General features: G+C 53.7%; 17 protein-coding genes. 2 read left to right on the top strand and 15 right to left on the bottom strand.

Annotation, left to right across the window (positions count from 1 at the left end):
* Window positions 1–1,326, top strand: a complete 1,326-nt coding sequence (locus EYQ49_03715; GenBank protein ID HIG24991.1) for an aminopeptidase P family protein — start codon at window positions 1–3, stop codon at window positions 1,324–1,326.
* Here the strand turns inward: EYQ49_03715 and EYQ49_03710 are convergent.
* The 5 genes from EYQ49_03710 to EYQ49_03690 all read right to left on the bottom strand — a co-directional run bounded on the left by EYQ49_03710 (window position 1,323) and on the right by EYQ49_03690 (window position 8,207).
* Window positions 1,323–2,639: an FAD-binding oxidoreductase gene (locus EYQ49_03710; protein ID HIG24990.1), complete on the bottom strand. Its 1,317-nt coding sequence runs from the start codon at window positions 2,637–2,639 to the stop codon at window positions 1,323–1,325. The genes EYQ49_03715 and EYQ49_03710 overlap by 4 nt on opposite strands.
* Before the next feature lie 135 nt (window positions 2,640–2,774).
* Window positions 2,775–3,572 carry an enoyl-CoA hydratase gene (locus EYQ49_03705; GenBank protein HIG24989.1) on the bottom strand — a complete coding sequence of 266 codons (798 nt, stop codon included), beginning with the start codon at window positions 3,570–3,572 and terminating at the stop codon, window positions 2,775–2,777.
* A gap of 52 nt (window positions 3,573–3,624) precedes the next feature.
* Window positions 3,625–5,721, bottom strand: a complete 2,097-nt coding sequence (locus EYQ49_03700) for an ABC transporter permease subunit (GenBank protein HIG24988.1) — start codon at window positions 5,719–5,721, stop codon at window positions 3,625–3,627.
* Window positions 5,718–6,941 (bottom strand): ATP-binding cassette domain-containing protein, encoded by a 1,224-nt coding sequence (locus EYQ49_03695; protein ID HIG24987.1) that lies wholly within the window; start codon window positions 6,939–6,941, stop codon window positions 5,718–5,720. The genes EYQ49_03700 and EYQ49_03695 overlap by 4 nt, the downstream gene beginning before the upstream one ends.
* 204 nt (window positions 6,942–7,145) lie before the next feature.
* Window positions 7,146–8,207: a hypothetical protein gene (locus tag EYQ49_03690; GenBank protein ID HIG24986.1), complete on the bottom strand. Its 1,062-nt coding sequence runs from the start codon at window positions 8,205–8,207 to the stop codon at window positions 7,146–7,148.
* 262 nt (window positions 8,208–8,469) lie between these two features.
* Here EYQ49_03690 and EYQ49_03685 point away from each other — a divergent pair, with 262 nt between their 5' ends.
* The gene (locus EYQ49_03685; protein ID HIG24985.1) at window positions 8,470–9,276 is read left to right on the top strand and encodes an SDR family oxidoreductase; all 807 of its coding nucleotides are present in this window, start codon (window positions 8,470–8,472) and stop codon (window positions 9,274–9,276) included.
* Window positions 9,277–9,293: 17 nt separating this feature from the next.
* Here the strand turns inward: EYQ49_03685 and EYQ49_03680 are convergent, their stop codons facing one another.
* The 10 genes from EYQ49_03680 to EYQ49_03635 form a co-directional block, all read right to left on the bottom strand.
* Window positions 9,294–10,058: an ABC transporter ATP-binding protein gene (locus EYQ49_03680; GenBank protein ID HIG24984.1), complete on the bottom strand. Its 765-nt coding sequence runs from the start codon at window positions 10,056–10,058 to the stop codon at window positions 9,294–9,296.
* Window positions 10,055–10,843 (bottom strand): ABC transporter ATP-binding protein, encoded by a 789-nt coding sequence (locus EYQ49_03675; GenBank protein ID HIG24983.1) that lies wholly within the window; start codon window positions 10,841–10,843, stop codon window positions 10,055–10,057. Before EYQ49_03675 ends, EYQ49_03680 begins: the two co-directional genes overlap by 4 nt.
* Complete coding sequence (locus EYQ49_03670) at window positions 10,840–12,654, bottom strand: branched-chain amino acid ABC transporter permease (protein HIG24982.1); 1,815 nt, start codon at window positions 12,652–12,654, stop codon at window positions 10,840–10,842. Before EYQ49_03670 ends, EYQ49_03675 begins: the two co-directional genes overlap by 4 nt.
* On the bottom strand, window positions 12,651–13,778 hold the full coding sequence (locus EYQ49_03665; protein HIG24981.1) for a branched-chain amino acid ABC transporter permease: 1,128 nt from the start codon (window positions 13,776–13,778) through the stop codon (window positions 12,651–12,653). Before EYQ49_03665 ends, EYQ49_03670 begins: the two co-directional genes overlap by 4 nt.
* A gap of 160 nt (window positions 13,779–13,938) precedes the next feature.
* Window positions 13,939–14,802: a Fe-S-binding domain-containing protein gene (locus tag EYQ49_03660; protein HIG24980.1), complete on the bottom strand. Its 864-nt coding sequence runs from the start codon at window positions 14,800–14,802 to the stop codon at window positions 13,939–13,941.
* A complete protein-coding gene (locus EYQ49_03655; GenBank protein HIG24979.1) occupies window positions 14,799–16,514 on the bottom strand; it encodes an NADH-quinone oxidoreductase subunit E in 1,716 nt (571 codons plus the stop codon). The genes EYQ49_03660 and EYQ49_03655 overlap by 4 nt, the downstream gene beginning before the upstream one ends.
* A gap of 67 nt (window positions 16,515–16,581) precedes the next feature.
* Entirely contained in the window at window positions 16,582–18,483 is a 1,902-nt protein-coding gene (locus EYQ49_03650; GenBank protein HIG24978.1) for a formate dehydrogenase, read from the bottom strand.
* Between the two features lie 65 nt (window positions 18,484–18,548).
* Window positions 18,549–19,796, bottom strand: coding sequence for a DUF971 domain-containing protein (locus EYQ49_03645; GenBank protein ID HIG24977.1), 1,248 nt, complete (start codon window positions 19,794–19,796; stop codon window positions 18,549–18,551).
* An 8-nt stretch (window positions 19,797–19,804) separates the two neighbouring features.
* Window positions 19,805–20,743: an L-carnitine dehydrogenase gene (locus EYQ49_03640; GenBank protein ID HIG24976.1), complete on the bottom strand. Its 939-nt coding sequence runs from the start codon at window positions 20,741–20,743 to the stop codon at window positions 19,805–19,807.
* Window positions 20,740–21,636 carry a 3-keto-5-aminohexanoate cleavage protein gene (locus EYQ49_03635; GenBank protein HIG24975.1) on the bottom strand — a complete coding sequence of 299 codons (897 nt, stop codon included), beginning with the start codon at window positions 21,634–21,636 and terminating at the stop codon, window positions 20,740–20,742. Before EYQ49_03635 ends, EYQ49_03640 begins: the two co-directional genes overlap by 4 nt.
* Between the last annotated feature and the right edge of the window lie 22 nt (window positions 21,637–21,658).

Here is a 21,658-nt window from a genome sequence, read left to right as displayed (position 1 = left end):
TTGCCCGCCCCCCGCACCGCTGGCGCCCAAGCTCGTCTTCGCCAAATGCTTGACGACCCTGCCCATCAACGGGCCGGAGGCGAAGGACACCGGGTGGTTATGGGACCGGGAGAACCAGCCTTAAGTGAATGGTCCGCTGCGGGGCTCACCCTGCCCGACCTCACTGCGTTAAGGCACTACCGGTTGGCGCGTATCCGTGAACAACTGGTAGCCAACGACCTCGCGGGGGTGCTGCTTTTTGACCCCCTGAACCTGATGTACGCCACCGATGCACCAAACATGCAACTCTGGGTGGCCCATAATCAGGCCCGCTGGGCATATGTGGCTGCCGAAGGACCCATGGTGCTTTGGGAGTTCACGGACTGTGAGTTTCTCTCCGCCCATAACCCTTTGATCACTGAGGTGCGGCCCATTACTTCGTTTACTTATTTTTTAGCAGGGCAACGAGCTGAAGAACAAGCAAACCGCATGGCCGCCGAAATAGCCGACCTCGTACAAACCTACGGCGGAGGCAACAAGCGGTTGGCCGTCGATGTCACGCCTCCACTGGGTTCCGCAGCGCTCATAAACGCTGGCCTGACGTTGACCGATGGTATGCAAGTAATGGAACGAGCCCGAGCCATCAAAGGGCCGGACGAGCTCTTAGCCATGCGCTGCGCCATTGAAGCCACAAGGATCTCTTGTCAAAAAATGTTTGATGCTTTGCGTCCAGGTATTTCTGAACAGGAACTTTGGGCCGTGCTCTGGGCCGAAATGCTCACTCGGGGCGGTGAATGGATGGAGTGCCGACTTTTAGCAGCCGGGCCCCGCACCAACCCCTGGTTTCAAGAATGCTCCAGCCATGTCATCTCCGAGGGAGAACTCGTCGGCTTCGACACCGACCTCGTGGGCTCTTACGGCATGATGACCGACATTTCTCGTACTTGGCGATGCGGCGACGGCGACCCCACCCCACAACAAAACTTCGTCCACCAAATAGCCGTTGAGCAGATGGAACGCAACATCGAACTTCTTACCCCGGGGCGTTCCTTCTACGACCTAACCCACAAATCCTGGGTGCCTTCCACCGATGACTACCGCCACTATTCGGTGCTTTACCACGGGGTCGGGCAATGCGACGAATGGCCTTCCATAATGTTCCCCTCCAGTTGGGACCAGTTTGGCTACGACGGGGTGCTCGAACCCGGCATGGTGATGACCGTGGAATCCTATGTAGGGCCTTATGCCGGAGGCGAAGGTGTAAAACTAGAAAACCAAGTGTTGATCACCGAAACCGGTTACGAAAACCTCACTCCGTGGTCGTTAAGTTTGACGGAGTTTTGTTAACCGTTGACCGAAAACGATGAGTCGGGGTTGATCTCTCGGTTGCGAGAGAAAAAGCCCAAGTCCATTTCCAACCCGGTGTAGCGACCCTTTACTTTGAGCGGTTCAGCGTCATGGTCGTGCCCGGCTTCTACTGCCGTAATGAGTTCTGCCATACAGTGCCCGGCCACCCCAGCGTTTTTGTATTGGTTGCCACTGGTTCCGATAGCAATATAGAAACCGTCAAGATCGGTGCGGTCGTAGATAGGGATCCAATCATCGCTGACGTCGTAGAGGTCAACTACCCCTTTCTTTTCGTGGGGCAGGCCGAGCCCTTCAACACGTTTAGCGCAACGCAACACCTGGGCTTCCCATTGATCTTGGTGAATCTCTTGATCGTAGTTATCTGGGTCTACCCATTCTTTTTCATCGCACTCTGGGTCTTCGCTGCCTATCAGAATATTGTTGCCCGTTTCTGGGCGAAAGTAAACCGCTGAGTCTCCATCTGAAACATGCATACCGTCGGTTTCAAAGTTGAAGCCTTCGGGCGAAGGGACGTGGTGCACTTCGTGACGCAATGCTTTGGTGCCGATGTTCATGGTGCTGGCTAGGCCAGCCAAGTCGTTTATCAAATAAGAGTGTGGCCCGGCCACGTTGACCACTACCGGGGCGGTGATTTGCGTACCGTCATCAAGTTCAACCCCCGATACGCATCCCCCCTCTTGGTTGATAGCCACAACTTGGCGATTAAAGACAAAAGTCGATCCTTTTGCTTCGGCAGCCCGTTGCAAATTATGGGTAGAAAGTTGCGGGTCGCTTACATAACCCGAGTCGGGGGTGTAAAGCGCACCAATGATCCGCTCGGTTGGTTCTACCCAAAAAGCATCATCATCGGGGCGAGCGGTTGGGCCAAACACCCCGTCGGTCAGCAGAGGGAGCCGCTCTTGTAATTTCTCCACGCTCCAATGTTCATGCGGGATGTTCAACGACTCAAGAAGCGGCACAACTTTTTCATGATGACCGCCGGGGGCTTCAATCATGACCGTACCGGTTTGGTGAAAGGCCACCAAGCCAGATTCGTCAACACCGGGGCCTCCTAAATAGTTGCTCCAGTCAACCCAATAGTGCATGCCTTCATAAGCCATAGTAACTCCCTGATAGGTGGAGTAACTGAAGCGCACGATGGCGCAGGAGTTGGAGGTAGAGCCATAACCGGCGGCCGGCAACTTATCTACGCTGCAAGTTTTCCATCCTCGCTGCGCCAACTCGAACGCTACAGCAGCACCGATAACACCGGCCCCAATGATTACTGCGTCGTACTGATTTTCTTCAGTCATGAATCTCTCTCCCTCAAATGCTTATGGACAGAGCCTGACAGACCCACCAGCAATCGGCACCTTAAACGCTAAAATTCCCACCATTCGGCAAACCAACCTGCTTACCTCGGGTCTGACCCCAGGTAAGCAGGTACCTTAAGAGCCGGTGAATTTGGCGGACCGTTTTTCGAGCCACGCTTGGCCTGCTTCACGAACATCGTTGGTGGCAAAATTGGTTGATTGTGCCTGGCCTTCGGCTTCCAACGCTTGGCTCATAGAGGTCTGCGCTCCGTTGTTCAAAAGGGCTTTGCTCATAGAAAGCGCCAGCGGCGGGCCAGCAGCAATTCGTGTCACCACATCGTTAACGTAAGCATCCAACTCGGCTTCCGGAACCACCCGGTTCACCAAACCAATGCGATCGGCCTCCGTGGCGTCAATCACCTCAGCCAGCAAAGCCAACTCTTTGGCCCGATGCAAACCAACCCGGCGGGGCAAAACCCAGGACCCGCCAAAATCAATAGTTAGCCCCCGGCGGGCAAAGATTTCAGAAAAACGAGCCGTGTCGGCGGCATAAACTAAATCACACCCTAAGGCCAGGTTGAGGCCCGCTCCGGCCGCCACTCCGTACACCTTGGCAATAACCGGGTGTTGGATTTCATGCAGGGCCTGCGCTGAAGCTTTGATCATACGTAAGTTCCGCAGCGGGACCGAAGGCTCTTCACCGGTCGCTCGAGCAGCTTGCGCGCCTACATCAGCACCTGAGCAAAAGTTTCCCCCGGCGCCGTCAATCACCAGCACCCTAATTGACGAGTCGGCGTTTACTTGGCGGCAAATTTCACCAAAGTCAGCAAACATTTTGCTAGTCATGGCGTTCATTGTTTTTGGCCGGTTAAGCGTGAGGGTAACGATGTCGCCCTCACGCCCTACCAAGAGTTCTTCGGTACCTTTAATCATGAACAAAATCTAACATTGCCCATCTCGAAAGCTTCCATCGGCCCCATAGCAACTAGGCGGATGTTGCCAGAACTTTTTTAATTTCTGGAGACAAATGAGCATCGTCGTAGACCTTATTGCGATGGAACTCTTTAAGTAGCGACTTTGAGGTAGCCAGCAAAAAGAACCCTCCCAGCATGGTTAAAAAGGCCCCGGTGCCGGTCACAATGAGGTTCTCTCCTACTCGCAAGAGCGCTCCCACCCAAATGACTCCGATCATTGTTACTCCGAGGCCCACGGCGGCCACCAAAGCGCTCCAACGCCAACGCAAATGTTCACTGGTTCCAAATACGCCCGCAGCAGGGAAAATCATTAATGCTCCGATGATTCCGCCGACCAAAGTAAACCCTCCCAGGCCACCCCCGTCTTCGTTCCATCCGTCCAAGATAATCAAGCTGCTTAACCGGGCTTCGTTGTATATGCGGCCTACGGCCAAAGTATTCAAGGCAGCCGAAGAAGGATCGTCCACTGCTTCTTGTCTTAGTTCCTCCACCCTGACCTGTTGGTCTTCTGTCAATTGGCCCGACAAACGTTCATCAAAGGTCCAGCCTGAAATAGTGCCAATGCTGATCATTATCAAAGCAAAGAACCCGGCAACGACCTTGCCCCAAGAAACATTAAGGGTAAGGGGCCGCAATGCTGCGTACTGGCCCGCCCAAAGAGCATAAATTGAGCCACCAACCGCGGCCCCCGATGCCAGCAAAGCAACGTAGATTCCTATGCCGTAACTGTAACTAACCGTATCTGGAGCAGTTCGAACAAGGAAATAGGTTAAAGCCGAGAAAAACATCGCTGCCGAAAGAAGTACCGCACCATCGGGGCTAAACCACCGTGACCCACTCCCCGGCTGACGCTCAAAAACAATCGCTATAAGGAGCAACAACACCCCACAAGCCAGTACCGCATAACCGGCCATTGAGCCTCCCGAGGCGGCCAATCCGTTAAATGATTCCCCGGTTAAGTCAAGGTCACTAAAACGAGCATGGCCGCTCAAACGGCCTGCACCGCTACCCCAGGTAAGGAATACCGAAACCACCGCCAGCAAGCCACCGACTCCCGCTATACGCATACCCACTTTTTCGGCCGCATTGGCCGGAGCATCGTTATCAGCGTTTGAAGGCTTCGCTGCGGCACTCTCGCCACTCGGCAACAATGCTTCTGGGTCAGACCGATGTGACCAGGCACGATGAATACGAGAAAAAAGGTTGCCGGTGTCTCCCTCTTCTGGTTGAGAAAGGCGGTCCAAAATTACCGCCACCAAAAACAATGCCAAGCCTGAAGCGGCCGAAGCCGCAATATCAAAGTTTTGCACCGCCTTGTAAACCAAACGGCCTAAGCCGCCCGCTCCCATGATGGCCACAATGCCGATCATGGCGATAGACATCAAAAGAGTTTGGTTTAAGCCAGTCATGATCGCTTGGCGGGCCAAAGGCAACTGCACATGAGTGAGGACGCGAAACTCCGAAGCACCAAAAGCTCGACTGGCTTCCACCACCTCTTCGGGCACCTGTCTGATCCCCAGGTTGGTAAGGCGTATCAACGGAGGCAAAGCAAAGACCATGGTGACCATGGTTCCCGGAACCACCCCGATGCCCCAGAAGAAAATAACCGGCAACATGTAGACAAAAGCGTGGACCACTTGCATGGCATCCAAAATTGGTCGCACAGCATTCCACACCGCATCTAGGCGGCCAGAAGCAACCCCCAAAGGAATACCTACGAGGGCGCAGAGCAGGACCGCCACCAGCACCATGCCCACAGTTCGTACTGTTTCTAGCCAATATTCGGTGCCCAAAAGCCCGCAAAGTGCCAGAGCCAAACCGGCATAAACCCCAATTTTAGGGCTTCTCACCAGCGAGCCAATAATGGCGATAGCCAAGACAACCCAAATCCACGGAATGACCGCTAAAAAATTATCTACAAAGTTTTTCAGCAGGAAAGTAAAGGGCCACTCAATGGCGTCAAGTAGCCAAGTCATGTTGGCGTCAATCCAGTCAACCATTTGGTCAATCCACTCTCCAAAAGGGATCTCCCACTGGTCAAGAATATCTGAGTCAAAAACGCTAACCGATCCAGCCTTCGTCTGCATTACCGCTAACAACCGGATCATAGAAATACCTCCCGCTCGAATCCATCTATAAGTTGCTCTACCCGACCCATTTCTTCCATAATCTCTCGCGGTTCAAGTTCGCCGATCAAGCAGCCTTTTTCGTTTATGACGGCTATAGGGAGGCCACGACCGCCCGCCGCATAATTCTCATTCAGGCGTTGAGAAGCCAAAGTGGTTTCATAATCGGCCCTTAAAACATCCCTCAAGTTCGTCGTCCCCTGAGCCAGAGCCACCCCAGCATCGGCCTTCGTTAAAAGACCAGTAGGTCGCCCGTCGGTATCGATCACAAACCCGCCGTCACGCTTACCAAGAGCGGTCACCGCCTCGGCCACTGTGCTGTTGGAATCTATAATCATTGCTTCTTTCATAACCTCGTCAACGGCTATGACCCGGCCCTGATCTACATCTTGAACAAATTCGGCTACATAGGCGTTGGCCGGCTCGGTCAGGATTTCTTCTGGGGTACCGATTTGTACCACTTTGCCGTCACGCAAAATACAAACCCGGGTACCGATGCGTAATGCCTCGTTGAGATCATGAGTAATAAAAAGAATGGTCTTGTGGAGTTGACTTTGGATAACCATGAGTTCGTCTTGCATTTGCCGACGAATAAGCGGGTCAAGAGCACTAAATGCTTCATCCATAAGCAAAATTGGTGGGTTGGAGCAAAGCGCACGAGCTAAGCCCACCCTTTGTTGCATGCCACCCGAAAGTTCAGAAATGTTGTTGTTGGCATAAGCCTCTAAGCCCACCATGGCTAAGGCCTCCATCGCTGCTACCTCACGTTCACGGCGATCAACGCCTTGCACCTTAAGCCCATAACTGGTATTTTGGATAACGTTTATATGAGGGAATAAGGCAAAGTGTTGAAACACCATGCCCATTTTCTCTCGACGGAATTCCTGGAGGGCTTTACCCTGCAAGGCTTGAACATCCACACCTTCTACGGTTACCGACCCGGAGGTGATGTCGTGCAGTTTATTTACCGTACGGATAGCCGTGGATTTACCAGAGCCAGACAAACCCATTACTACAAAAATTTCGCCACGCTTTACATCAAAGGAAATGTCAGACATACCCACCACATGACCAGAGAGACGCTGAACCTCATCTTTGTGCACACCCGCACTACTCAAGTCAAATGCTCGACCTCGGGGATCTGGCCCAAAGATCTTGTAAACATTTTTCAGAGAGATTGTCGTCTCGCCGGCTTCACTCATTTTTCCCCCAAGTAGTAATTTTCGTTAACGGCGCTGGTGGTCAGATAGGTCGTGGTTAGCAGAATAGCACTCTGCCTGTGACTGATGACACACCATATTTACATTTTTTTCTTCTCCCACAATGCAGGAGCGTTTAAACGCAAAGTGGAGCGAGGCCGTAAAGCCTCGCCCCACTTCGTTTAAATAAACACCTAGTTACTCGAACTAACCTTTGGCCTCCGCTACCCAGCCGGCAACTAAGTCAGCGTTATCGGTCATCCACTGCGTAGCAAGTTCTACTACATGTGCTTCAGAAGCATCACCATTGGATTGTTCAACCTGAAGGATTGAAATATCAAGAATGGATGGACGAATAAGAGGGAACAAAGCCCGCAAGACTGGGTTGGCATCCAGCGTCGCGGTGCGAGCGCTGACCTGAATATCGGCAGCTTCCCAACCAAGTTGGCAAGGCTGGGTGCAGGTGTCTGCGCCCAAACCAGTGAAGCCTTCACCCTGTGCGTGGTTTTCGCCACCAGTTTTACCTAATGGGTTTGAATCATCGAGGACGTTCTCTACAGAAATCCACAAGACATCAACACCGGGAACCATCTCTACTACGTAAGACGCAGGCGTCCAGGTGTAGATAATGGCTGCTTCGCCGGCGTTTACCCGACCGACAAACTCAGCAAACATTGCGTCATAATCAGCTTTGGTCTCAACCAAGTTGTCCCAACCTGAGAAAGCAATCATGTTCTCAATGATGTCGTCGCAAGTCCAGTCCTCAGGGCAGCCCAAGATCTCGCCAACGCCGTCACCATCAGTGTCGAGGTCCGAGTACAACGCTTCGTCGCTGTTGATCTGGTCAATGGAAACAACGTTGTTTTCTTCAGCCCATGACTTAGTAACCAAGAAACCCTGAACACCCGAGTCTTGGAACAAGCCGTCCATTGGTTCTACATGGTCAGCGACCAAAGAACCGTCAGGTAATTCGTTTTCGTACCAGGAGAAGTGACCTGGGTACCAAGAGTTGGCCCAAAAGTCACAAGTACCATCAGCCATGGTCAAGTAGGCATTAGCTGGTCCAAGTTCAATTACCGATGGATCTGAAACCGTAAATCCAGCTTCTTCGACAATTTGGCGAACGATCTCTGCTTGAATGTAACCAGAGGCCCAGTTGGCGCGACACATGGTCAACTCGCCGCCGGCCTCATCATCCGATCCGCAAGCACCCGCGATTAACGCGAAGCCCAGCAGAACGGCAGTCAAAAGACTTACACGTTTTTTCATTATAAATTACCCTCCATAGTGGTTATGACGCACACCCTTTGCTAAATCGATCTGCTTTTCGGCGAGACCCAGCTATCGCAGCGATGTGACCGTAGACACTCTAGTTGATTTTTTTCCAAATGGAAAGTGGTAAACAACTTTTCCCACAATGTGAAAAATGCTGCCCATTGTTGCTTTCGCCCAACAGCGCCCCCTACTTCTCTTCTTGGACCTATCATGCGCAGAAGAACCTAACTCGCTCAATGATTAAGGACAGCACATCATGACCTATAGCCATCAAGGGAAAGTCGTCTTGGTAACCGGAGCCGGAGCAGGCATTGGGCAAGCCATCGCCCAACGTTTTGCCGAAGCAGGTGCACATGTTGTCGTTAACGACGTAACCCTCGCTACCGCCCAAGCCACCACCGGCGTCATTACCGCCGCCGGGGGGACCGCATTGGCCATCATGGCCGACGTTTCAAACAGTCAGCAGGTTGCCGAAATGTTTGACCAAACCCTCGAGGCCTTTGGCACCCTCGACGTTTTGGTGAACAACGCTGGCCTAATCGGCCCCATGCGCCACTTCTTTAACGCCGATGAAGACTGGTGGCGCAAAATAATAGACGTCAACCTCACCGGCCACTTTCTTTGCTCTCAAAGAGCGGCCCGCATCATGGCCAAAAAAGGCCACGGGGTCATCATCAACATGTCTTCGGGTGGCGCCACCCGAGCCCACCGAGCTTTTTGCGCTTACGACGCCTCCAAAGGTGGGATTGAAGCCCTCACCCGAGCCATGGCCCTCGACCTTGGCCCCTACGGAATTCGCGTCTGTGCCCTCATGCCGGGCTCCATAGACACAGAAAACATGGATGAAGCCGCCCGTCGGCTTCGCGGAGAAAACATACCTTTGGGCTACCCCGGTACTCCCGACGACATGGCCGGTCCAGCCTTATTCTTGGCTTCCGACGACGCCGCCTACATCACCGGCGATGTACTAAAAATCGACGGCGGCATGCTCTCACAACAACGCTCGGCCACCGTAGACATCATGCCCCCCAGTGGCTTTCCTAAACTCGAAGACCTGGACTAGCCAAGGCTCAGCGGCCTTTAGGCCTCACCGAGGTAAGCAGCCCGCATTTCTGGATTAGCCAGCAACGCTTCGGCAGAATCATTCAACACCACCATGCCGGTCTGTAGCACCCAGCCACGGTCAGCGATAGAAAGCGCCATGTTGGCGTTTTGTTCCACCATAAAGATCGCCATGCCTTCGTTGTTGATTTTCTCAATCAACTCAAAGTTTTGTTGCACCAAAGCCGGGGCCAAGCCCATTGAAGGTTCATCCATCAACAACACTTTAGGGCGAGACATCAAAGCACGACCAATGGCCACCATCTGCTGCTCGCCACCAGAAAGAGTCCCCGATTTTTGCGTCAAACGCTCTTTTACACGAGGAAAAAGATCGTAGACATATTCGAGGTCTTCTTTAATCCCGTCTTTATCGTTACGCAGGTAGGCCCCCAACATGAGGTTCTCCAGCACCGACAGGCGTTTAAAAAGGCGACGGTTTTCGGGGACCATGGTCACCCCGTTAGACACGCGGTAACTGGTCGTCTGGTTATTTACCACTTCGCCATTAAGCACCACTTCACCCGATGTTGGTTTCACCATGCCCAAAAGAGCCTTTAGTGTTGTGGTTTTGCCGCTGGCGTTTCCGCCCAGCAAACAAACCAACTCTCCGGGGTAAATTTCAAGGTCTACATCTTTAAGAATATGGACAGCCCCGTAATGAGTATTTACCTTACGGAATTCTAAAAGAGCCTGCCCTTTGTCAGAAGACGAAGGGTTTGTTGAGGTGCTGGTTTCTGTGCTCACGATTTATTCTCCACAGGGCGGCCAAGATAAGCCTCGACCACATCGGGGTTAATGGACACTTCGTCATAACTTCCTTGGGCAATTGGTACCCCATGATCAAGAACAACCACTCGGTCGGAAACATCACGCACCACCCGCATGTCGTGTTCGATCATGACAATGGTGAAACCCCACTCAGAACGCAAGCGGCCAATGAGTTCCGTCAACTCGGCCGTTTCTTTGGGGTTCATCCCGGCAACCGGCTCATCAAGAAGCATCAACCGTGGGCGAGTAGCCATCGCTCGAGCAATTTCCAAACGACGACGGTTGGCGTAAGACAACATAAAAGCAGGTTGATCAAGCCGATAGCCAACAAGGCGAGAACCAAAGAAACTTAAAATCTCTTTAGCATTCTCGCGAATCTCTTCTTCTTCTTTTTTGAAGGCCTTGGTTTGGAACAACGCCCCAATCACGTTTTGGGAAGTACGGCAATGCTGAGCCACCATGACGTTTTCCAGAATGGTCATGTTAGGGAAAAGGCGCACATTCTGGAAAGTACGAGCAATACCTAAGGACGTCACCTGGTTGGGGTCAAGGCCACGGATTGACTCATCTTCAAACAAAATGTCTCCCGAAGTGGGCTCCACCAAACCAGAAATCGTGTTGAAGAAGGTGGTCTTACCCGCACCGTTAGGGCCGATGACGCTAACGATTTCCCCTTCATCAATATGAAAGTTCAAACCCGACAAAGCATCCAGGCCGCCAAAGGTCACCTGAAGCTCTCTAATTTCAAGCAAGTGGCTCATACAGATGCCCCCTCTCCCTCGGCCGACGTAGTCTGCTCATCAGACCCCTCGGCTTCATCGTCGCCCTTAAACCAGGCATCCTGCAAGAACTCGTCTTGGTGGAGTTCCTGGCTTCGTCGAGCACTCGGCACCAAACCTTCTGGGCGCTTCAACATCATAAATACCAGCAAAGCCCCGTAGATAAGCAACTTCAACTGACCGAACTCTTGGAGTAACCCAGGTTGCCTTGGGCCACCTAACACCCCAATCAGCACAAAGGATCCGACGAACACCCCGGGGATGGAACCCATGCCACCCACAATTACCACCACCAAAATAATGATGGAAACCAAAATCATGAAGCTGTTAGGGAAGACCGAACCAACACGAGCCACCATGACCGAGCCAGCGAAAGAAGCCAAAATTGCTCCCACCACAAAAGCCATAAGTTTTGAGTTCACCGTGTTAATACCCATAGCTTCTGCCACCTGCTCATCTTCACGAATGGCCATCCAAGATCGACCCAAGCGAGAGGCCTGCAGCCGCCACGAAATGTAAACTGCCAAAGCGCTAAATACGAGGACTAGGTAGAAAACCCCCTTCGGGTCGGTCCCTGAAATAGTAAGGAAACCCAGATCAACACCGGGCACGTTGGTAATCCCCTGCGCCCCACCAAAATAAGGCTTCAAGAAGTCGGACATGAAGAGCAAACGAATGATCTCACCAAAGCCCAAAGTCACAATGGCCAAATAATCACCGCGCATACGAATAACTGGTGCCCCAATAGCCAAACCGGTTATACCGGCCAGCACCACCGCGATCAACATGGCCGGCACAAACCCAATTTCTGGAGCAAACCAAGGCGACTGCGGCGAGGTAAGCACCGCAGTTGCATAGCCACCGACGGCGAAGAAAGCTACGTAGCCAAGATCCAAGATGCCGGCCAAACCAACCACAATGTTCAACCCCAAAGCCAAGAGAAGAAAAATACCCACGTTAGCCAGCAAGGAGTTGACGTAACCCCCGGCAAACATAGGCAATATCACTACCGCAGCAGTAACTAAGGCAAAAAGAACCATCGACTTCTTCTTACGTTGCACCTCGTCAAGGGCACGGAAATTCGCTTTAGCTTTTTTGATCCGGCCTTTTGACAATACAGAAACGGCCGCCATCAAAATAGCCACAATAATTGCTGACTTATTCGTCAAACCCCCACGCTTGGCGTAGACCAAATCCACCAACCATTCCAAACGAAACCCTTCAGAAAAGTCGTCAATAGCGTCTTCTAAAATCGCGATAGAGATCATGCCCAGGATCGCTGAAGAAACAATGCGCCTCAGCAACGGAGTGAGTACATGGAGTGACGCACCGGCCATGCCTAAAAATGCACTGGCTGCCATCCAGCCCAAAATACCGGTGCCGACGCCCCGGCCCGTAGTCAACAATTCAAGAAGGTTCGGGCCCCAGTTCACCAACGGGTCGGTGATATCGAAGTTGTCCATGCCCAAAATGAGCAGAACCAAGCCGAAGCTACCGATCAGGCCGGTCACTAAACCGGTCACTACATCACGTATGCCCGGACGAGAGACCTCCATACCTTCAAGCGCAATATGCGTCGAAGCCACAAAGCCGAACATCACTGGAATCCAGAACAAAGAGACATAACCCAGGCTCAAAGTGGGGTTAATGATTAATCGCAGGTTCAACTTTGCGGGCATGCCGACCAATGAAATAAAGACCAACGTAATGGCACAAATTGCGCCCCAACGAAATATGTTTCGCCAGTCTTGGTCAAGTATTTTGGCGGCAGGAGCCATCTTAATTTCCGTCATGGCCGGTCCTCCGATGAAAGTTGCTCTCCGAAGAGCCCGGCAGGCTTAAACAAAAGCACCATCACCAATACGGTGAAAGCCACGGCGTCCTTTAACTGTGTCACCCCGGGAACCCCCAAAGGTTCAAGAATCATCATCGGAGCGATCGACTCTGCGGAACCCAAAGCAATTCCGCCGGTCATGGCCCCTCCAAGGTTGCCGATACCCCCCACCACAGCAGCGGTGAAGGCCTTAATACCAGGCAAGAAACCGGTCATGGGGTGTACCGCCCGGAACAACAAACCGAACATGATCCCCGCTACACCTGCCATGGCCCCGCCCACCCCGAAGGTAGTCACGATGATGCGGTTGACATTAATACCCATAAGTGAAGCAATTTCTTTGTCTTCGGCCACCGCTCGCATGGCTTTGCCGGTTTTAGTGCGTTCCACCAAATACCAAAGACCCGTCATAGAAACCACGGTCACCAGCAACACCATTAGTTTGGTGCCAGAAATTTCAAAAGTAAGAATTGAATATTGCTTCGACAACCACTCAGGCAACTGTGGGTAACTGCGAGTAGACGGGCCGAAGAAGCCCAGCACGGCGTTTTGCAAAAAGAAAGACACCCCGATTGAAGTAATCAGGGGAATCAAGCGAGGCGAGTTACGCAACGGCCGGTAAGCAATGCGCTCCATCAAAATGGCCGTAGCGGTAGCTACCGTCGTGGCCAGCAACAACACAATGACCAAGCAAAGCAAAAAGTTGCTTTCCCACATGCCGTTAGCAGCGAACTTGTGTGAAGCGATATAGCCGGTATAAACACTCACCATGAAGACTTCGCCGTGAGCAAAGTTAATAAACCCTAAAACGCCGTAAACCATGGAGTAGCCCAGCGCAATCAAACCATAAAGCACACCCTGAGAGAGGCCAGAGATAACCAAGCCTTTGAACTGGTCGGCGGTAAGCGCCCGAGCGCCCGGGTTGCGCCACTGAGCGAAAGCATTGGAAGGGTCTATCTGTTGAGCGATAAACGCCACCACCCCGACAACCACCAAACTCACTAACAAGGTTTTAATGACCGTCAAAAAACGATCAACCACTGAAACCCGACTTATTGACTTTCGTTCCTGAACAGCAGTCACTGTTTTATTACCCTCCGGCTACCCGATTGATGTGCCGAACTTCTTTGTTCGAACCATTGAACCCGTTCACTTTCGCTCGACTCTCGCCGTCAAGCAATGTGACCCACGGCACCCTAGCGGGTAAACCGACGGCCCCACGGCAATTTCCACAAACTTTGGCTCATGGTTGAGCGTGTTGCCACCCGAAACGACCCTTAATGCAGAGATGGCCCGAGGTGACCGAGTGATCAGCCGGCGAGGTGACCTTGACAATACGGTCGTCTTGCACATGGAGTTCTAAATTGCAGCCCACGCCACAGAAAGAACACACCGTGGTGGTTACCTCTTGTGCTGCTTGATCCCATGTGCCCTCTTGGCGCATATCATGTTCGGTTTTAAACACCAAAGCCCCGGTAGGGCACACCCCTATGCAGTTCCCGCAATAAACACACGCCGAATCAGGCAGCGACTTATCGAACTCTGTGGAAATATGGGCATCAAACCCACGGCCTGCCGTGGCAATAGCAAAAGTGTGTTGGGCATCATCTCCGCAAGCTTCCACACACTTGTAACACAAAATGCACCGCTCATAATCTCGGACATAAAGGTCATCTTCTACCTTGACCGGTTGAGCCACCGTAGCCCTTTCGTCTACCGGCCCCATGCGGTCCGGGTCGGCCCCGTAGTGATCCATCCAAGCCAAGACTTCAGGTTCGGAACGATCCATTTCTACCGACGAAGCCAAAAGCTCATAAACCATGCGGCGACTGGTACGCACCCGTTCACTATCGGTAGCCACCACCATGTTTTCTTCTACTGGGCGCGAGCACGATGGCACCAAAGTGCGTGAACCTTCCACCTCAACTACACACACCCGACACACATTTACCGGCGTAAGGTTGGCCGCCCAACACAACGTGGGGGTATCAATCCCCTGTTTGGTACAAGCATCCAAAATGGTTGACCCCTGGGGTACCCGTACCTCTTGTCCATCAATGACGCACGACACCAAAGGTCGTGGCGCATTTACTGGCGTTTCGTTCATTGAGTTACCTCCAACAAACCCAAGGCCATGGCTGAGCGCACGGCCGACGCAGCGGCCTGGCCTAAACCACAGATAGATGCATCTTTCATTACTGCTTCAAGATCGCCAAATAACGCCTCATCGGTGGGCAGGGCTTTGCCCCGACCCAACCGGACCAGCACCTCTTCTTGCCGAACCGTCCCTACCCGGCAAGGCACACATTGCCCACAAGACTCGTCACGAAAAAACTGAGCAATACGCCGCACCGTGTCTACTAAGTCGTCTTGGGCCGTAAAGACCATGACTACCCCGGAGCCCAAAGAAACCCCGGCAGCTCGGGTGTCTTCCAAGGTAAGGGGTAAGTCCAATTGCTCAGGGCCCACAAAATTGCCGGCCGCTCCCCCCAACAAGACCGTCCGAATGCTGGCCTCGTCGGTCACCCCACCAGCGGCCTCAATGACCTGACGCAAGGTCACCCCAAACTCGTGTTCATACGTGCCGGGGGTTACCACCCGGCCACTTAAACAAAACAAGCGGGTGCCCGGCGACCCTTTGGTACCCGAAGCGGCATAAGCCGCTCCGCCCAAAAGTACTATCGGCAGCACGTTAAGCAGGGTCTCTACATTGTTGATCGCTGTTGGTTCACCAAACAAGCCGTGAGTAGTGGGAAACGGTGGCTTGTTACGAGGCTCACCCCGGAACCCTTCAATGGAATTAAACAATGCCGTTTCTTCGCCACAGATATAGGCCCCTGCACCGAGACGCAGCGTTACCGTAAATTTGTGGCCAGAACCTGCCACATCATCACCTAAAAGCCCCGCAGCATTAGCTTGGTTAATGGCTTCTTGCAGGCGTTGTGCCGCCACTGGGTATTCGCCCCGTAAATAAATCCACCCTTGTTGAGCACCCATCGACACCCCAGCAATGGTCATCGCTTCTAGCAAAGCAAACGGGTCGCCTTCCATGACCGTGCGGTCCTTGAAGGTGCCCGGTTCTGATTCATCGGCGTTACAGACCACATGCCGAGGGCGGCCTTGCTGGTCGGCCACGGCGCGCCATTTCACCCCGGTAGGAAAAGCCGCTCCCCCGCGACCAGAAAGCCCGGCGGTAGTTATTTCTTCGATGACCCGGTCGCCGCCGAGCTCCAAGGCTGCGCTAAGCGCCCCATAGCCGCCGTGCTCTCGGTAACTCTCAAGAGACTGCGGGTCCACTAATCCAATCCGGGCCAGAAGCGGCAAACCTTCTTGGCCTTGTTGGGGAAGGACCACCGAAGCGGCGGAATCTTGAGCACCCAACGCTGCTTCAACATTTTGCTTAGTGGCTGCCACCACGGAGAGGTCTTGTTGCCCAATACGTTGCACCAACACTGCCGGACCCCGCTCGCACTGACCCAAACATGGGCTGGCCTTTACTTGTTGACCAACCGCGGTGAGGTCATCCATAAGGTCGGTGGCGCCAAATAACCGGCAAGCCACGTCATCGCATACATGGATGAGGTCATTGTTTTCTGGGCTCTCTTGACCCAACAAATGGTAAAAAGTAGCCACCCCGTATGCCTCAGCCGGCGGCACCTCAAGCATCCGGCAGACATAGTCAAGCCCCCCAGGGCTCACCCACCCAGCAGCGTTTTGCAAAGCATGTAGGGCCGGCAACAACAAGGTGCGGCGCTGGTCAGCCCGTTGACGGCCGCCCACCACGTAGCGCTCATCAAGATGCAAGGTGGCCGGACCCATTAAGGCCACCACCTCATCTACCGCTTGCTTTTCAGCGTCCGTTGGAGTCTCGGTACTAAAACGAAGGTCAGACACGGGTGGTCTCGGCAATCTTTTCTACCCGAATAGCGGCCGCTTTAAATTCGGCCGTCCCCGATTTGCTGTCGTACGCATCGCTGGTCAGTTGGTTGATGTCGGCCAATTCGGGAAAATGAAAGGTAGTGAAAGCCAAACCGGTTTGCAGCGAGGCATCAATATCAATGGTCATCTCAATAGAACCTCGGCGCGACGACACTTGCACTCGGTCACCGGCCTGCACTCCTAAAGCCAAGGCGTCAGCAGTAGAGAGGTCTAAGGCCTCACCGGAACGAATCGGCGAGTTGAAGTTTTCGGTTTGCACCCCGGTGTTGTATGAATCCAAGGCCCGCCCAGTGGTTAGGCGCAACGGAAACTCTTCGGTAAGGGCATCCACCGGAGGCTGATGTTCTACACAAGAAAACGGGGCTCGCCGGCCGCTGATGGGTCGCTCCCAAAGCCGACCGTGCAAAAAACGACTCCCGGGGTGATCTTCGTCGGGGCAAGGCCACTGCAACCCACCCTCCTCAGCTAAGCGTTTCCACGACATGCCACCGTGCATGGGTGACACCGTGCGGAGCTCTTCCCACAGTTCTTCCGCCGTGGGATAACCCCAGTCCTTGGCCCCCATGCGTGCAGCCAAATCTGCAATAATGTCAATTTCTTGACGAGCCTGCCCCGGAGGGGTAATAGCCGCTCGGGTTCTTTGCACCCGCCGCTCGCTAGAGGTCACCGTTCCATCGGACTCTGCCCAACCCAAAGCAGCCGGCAAAACCACATCGGCCAGTTGTGCCGTACGGGTCATAAACACGTCTTGAACCACCAACACATCAAGACCCTCCAACATGGCTCGCGCATGCTTGGCATCGGCCTCAGAGTCAGCCGGGTTTTCGCCAATTACCCACACGGCCCGTAAATCTTTTGTGGCCATGGCCTCGAACATTTGCGTAAGGTTTAACCCCACTTCGCCAGTAAAGGTAGTGCCCCAAACTGTTTCGAACCGGGCCCGCAGGGCATCGTCGGCCACATCTTGAAAACCGGGGAGTTTGTTGGGCAACGCACCCATGTCTCCTCCACCTTGCACATTGTTTTGCCCCCGCAACGGCACCAGCCCTGAGCCCCAACGGCCCACGTGCCCAGTAAGCAGCGACAGGTTGGACAAAGCCAACACGTTGTCCACCCCGGTGTGGTGTTCGGTGATCCCCAAGGTCCACATAAGTTGAGCGGTAGCCGCCTGGGCGTAACCGTGTGCTAAATCGGCGATTGCTTCTGCGGGTACCCCGGTTATTTCCGCGGTGTAATCCAGCGTCCATGGTTCGACAAAAGCGGCGAAAGCTTCGAACCCTTCGGTGGCGTGTTCTACAAACTCGTCGTTAACTAAGCCGGCGTGAATAATCTCTCGGGCCACCCCATTAGCTAAAGCAATATCAGTGCCCACGTTGAGCCCCAACCAGGCATCGGCAAACTTGGCCGAAGCGGTACGCCGCGGGTCAATAGCCCACATGCGCGCTCCGTTGCTAATGCCCTTTAAAAGATGGTGAAAGAAAATCGGGTGGGCGGCCCGAGCATTGGAGCCCCACAGCACGATGGCTTCAGTTTCTTCAATCTCTTGATAAGAGGAGGTTCCACCCCCTGCTCCGAATACTGTCGCCAGACCGACGACGCTAGGAGCGTGTCAAGTTCGATTACAACTGTCAATGTTGTTGGTCCCGATGATCGTTCGAGCGAACTTTTGGGCGGCGTAGTTCACCTCGTTGATGGTTTTTGAACAACAAAACATGCCGAAAGCATCTGGCCCATGTTGATCAACCACCGAGCGAAAACCGTCAGCCACCCGATCTAACGCTTCATCCCATGTGGCTTCACGCAATTGGCCATTTTCTCGCACCATCGGGGTGGTTAAACGCTTGCCCATAATCTTCCAATCTTCGTTGACCGGCGGGCCGAGGCCCTTCAATGTTGCCGCAGACTAGCGCAGAATTAAACCCGGGGGGCCTTTTTCTTACTCTCAAAAGAAGAAAAAACTTGTTCTTGTTTCTCATGGCGTTCCAAAAGGCGAATGCTGGAACGCAGTTCGTCTCGATCGAGGTAACAGCCCCGCAAATGCCGGTGTCCACTCCCTGTTTCGAAAGCCGTACGAGCATGCAGGGCCCGACGATTATCAAAAATTAAACAGTCGCCTGGCTCGAGACGGAAATGAATTTGAAAACGTTCGCTGTGGCTTATTTTTTCAAACAACTGGTAAGCGGCATACATTTCTTCTACTAAATCAAACGGGGCAATCAATGGGCCCCGTAACCAACTCCCGGCCCGAACCTCAAAAAGGTGGCCATCGGCGTCAAGACCAATCATCGGGGCGCGCCACCGATAATCGCTGGTGCGACTGCGGTTGGCAAAATCCCACGGAACGGTGGTCAACAAAGTGAACGCCCGAGGGTCCACTTGACGAATTTCTTCCGCCACTCGAAACCCATCTACCAAAAAACTGAAACCACCCTCCACGCTGTTCGCCAAACAGTGCAATAACTGCAACCCCGGTTGATACTCGCGGGTCGGGAGATCAGTATGCGGGGGAAGCCCGATGCCGGTATTGGAGTTACTTACCGGGTCAGCTTCTACCTTCACATCAAAAAGTCCACCAAAGTTGGTGTGGCGCACCACCCCAATGCGGTCTGCGACCTGCCCTACTGCTTCGGTGGTGGTAGGCACCCCGTGCAGTAAGGCACAAGCATCGTCACGGATAGCTTTTAACCATGCCAACTCAACGCTTTGGTCGATGCAAACCGCATCCCAGGCAAACCCGTCCGGGCGTTGACGAGTTGAGCCATCCCACACGGTGGGGGAAACCCAGCGGTCGGCTTGGCTCTGGGCCGAGGAGCAGTAAGCCCGCAACCATCCTGGGTGAAAAACGCTTCGATGTTCTTCGGGTGCCCACTCCACCACCAAAGCACCTTCTTTGTTTAACCCCACCGTGGCCGGGTGCAAATCAACGGGTGCCTGAGAAACTTCGTAGGTTTGTTCCATGGTGTAGTGGTGTACACAACACGGGCAATTATCGCGTAGCCACAGAGCATGAAACTCGCTGACCCGGCTGTCGCTCCACCGCAGCGTTACTTTTTGGCCAGCCACTTCCGCCGCAGTTAGGTGGTGTTCTATGGGGTAAAGCGAAAAATCCCCGGTGGGCAGGTTATGGGGTGCCGCAAGCAGCGCCCGGTCTTCAGGTTCCATCTGTTCTCCTAATCTCCTGCTCGTAAGGCTTGTAAAATCTTGACCAAGCCACGGTCTCGTTCTTCGACCAAGTCGGCCACCGTGCGGCCTGCCGCCTCATCAAGGCAGCCTTCAACCACTGCGTCACGAAGTTCAGTCGTGAGTTCAGGAGCCACCAGCCTGGTCCACGGCGACTGCAGGGACGGCCCAAAGTGGTCAAGCATGTGGGCCATGCCGCCCTCCCCGCCCGCTAAATGAAAGGTCAACATGGGGCCCATCAAAGCCCACCGCAGCCCCGGGCCGGCAGTAATAGCTAAATCTAATTGTTCGACTGTGGCTTCACCGTTGGCCACCATATGGAGCGCCTCACGCCACATGGCTTCTTGTAAACGGTCCGAGACAAACCCTTCGACTTCTTTATCTAAGCGCATCACCGTTTTCCCGGTGGATTCATAAATTTTCACCGCTCGGTCCATAGCGGCGCTGGAGGTTTGCGGTCCCGCCACCACCTCTACTAGGGGCAACAAATACACCGGGTTGAAGGGATGGCCCACCACCACGCGTTCCGGGGCATGCCGGCATTGCTCCGTCATATCGCTAATCAAATACCCTGAGGTGGATGAAGCAATAATCACTTCCGGACCACATAACTGGTCAAGTTCGGCCAGCAAACCTTGTTTCAGTTCCAAGCGTTCGGGAGCGTTCTCTTGCACCAGCAGGGCTCCGCTTACCGCCTCCTCAGTGGTGGCACAAAAAGTTACCCTGCTGCGGTCAGCGCCCGCAGCAAGACCCAGTTGCTCCATGGCCGGCCACGCTAAATCTAAAAACTCTTCGAGGCGCTGCTCGCCTCCCGGAGCCGGGTCCCAAGCCTGTACGTCGTACCCCTGGCCTAGAAAATGTGCTGCCCAGCCGCACCCAATGACCCCCATGCCAATGCAGGCCACGGTTGACGAAGATTGATTGCTCATCGGGTCAACTGCAACGTTTCACGAGCCTCGGCCGCTGTTTGCGCCCGAGCCCCCATGAGTTCAATGATATTCACCGCCTTAGCTACCAACTGTTCATTGGTGGCTAACACGCCACGCTCCAAATAAAGGTTGTCTTCGAGGCCCACCCTTACGTGGCCGCCCAACATGACGGACTGAGCCACCATGGGCATTTGCATCGCTCCCAAACCAAAAGAGGTGAACTCGGCTTGTTCTGGCAAACGATTTACCATGGCTTGCAAAATACCCACATCCATAGGGGTGCCGTAAGGAATAGACAAGCAAAGTTGCAACCAGTACGGCGCATCAACCAGCCCCTCAGCAATCATGGTTTCAGCAAACCACAAGTTCCCCGTATCAAAAACTTCAAGCTCCGGTTTTACCCCAAGTTCACGCACCCGTTCGGCCATAATGCGCAACATGTCCGGTGTCGAAACATAAACCGCATTCCCGTCACCAAAGTTGAGCGAGCCACAATCCAACGAGCAAATATCCGGGCGGATAGCTTCCACATGAGCTAACCGCTCGGCCCCACCTACCAAGTCGGTCCCGGGTTGCCAATCCATAGGGTCATGATCGGGACCCACGTTGAGGTCTCCACCCATACCGGCGGTCAAGTTGACCACCACCTCTTGATTCTCGGCGCGGATGCGCTCTACCACCTCTTGGTAGTAAGCCACCGTGCGGGCCCCTTGGCCAGTTTCGAGATTGCGTACGTGACAATGCACAATGGCCGCACCGGCAGAGGCGGCCGCTAAAGCCGAATCGGCGATGGCTTCGGGGGTTACCGGCACATGAGGGCTTTTGCCCGTAGTGTCTCCCGACCCCGTAACTGCACATGAAATAATGACCTTCCGGTTCATGGACCGACCCATCACAACTCCTCGCTTTGGGGGT

Source organism: Acidimicrobiia bacterium (genome assembly GCA_012959995.1).
Classification (GTDB): Bacteria; Actinomycetota; Acidimicrobiia; order Acidimicrobiales; family MedAcidi-G1; genus MedAcidi-G2B.
This window is presented reverse-complemented; position numbering and strand designations above follow the sequence as displayed.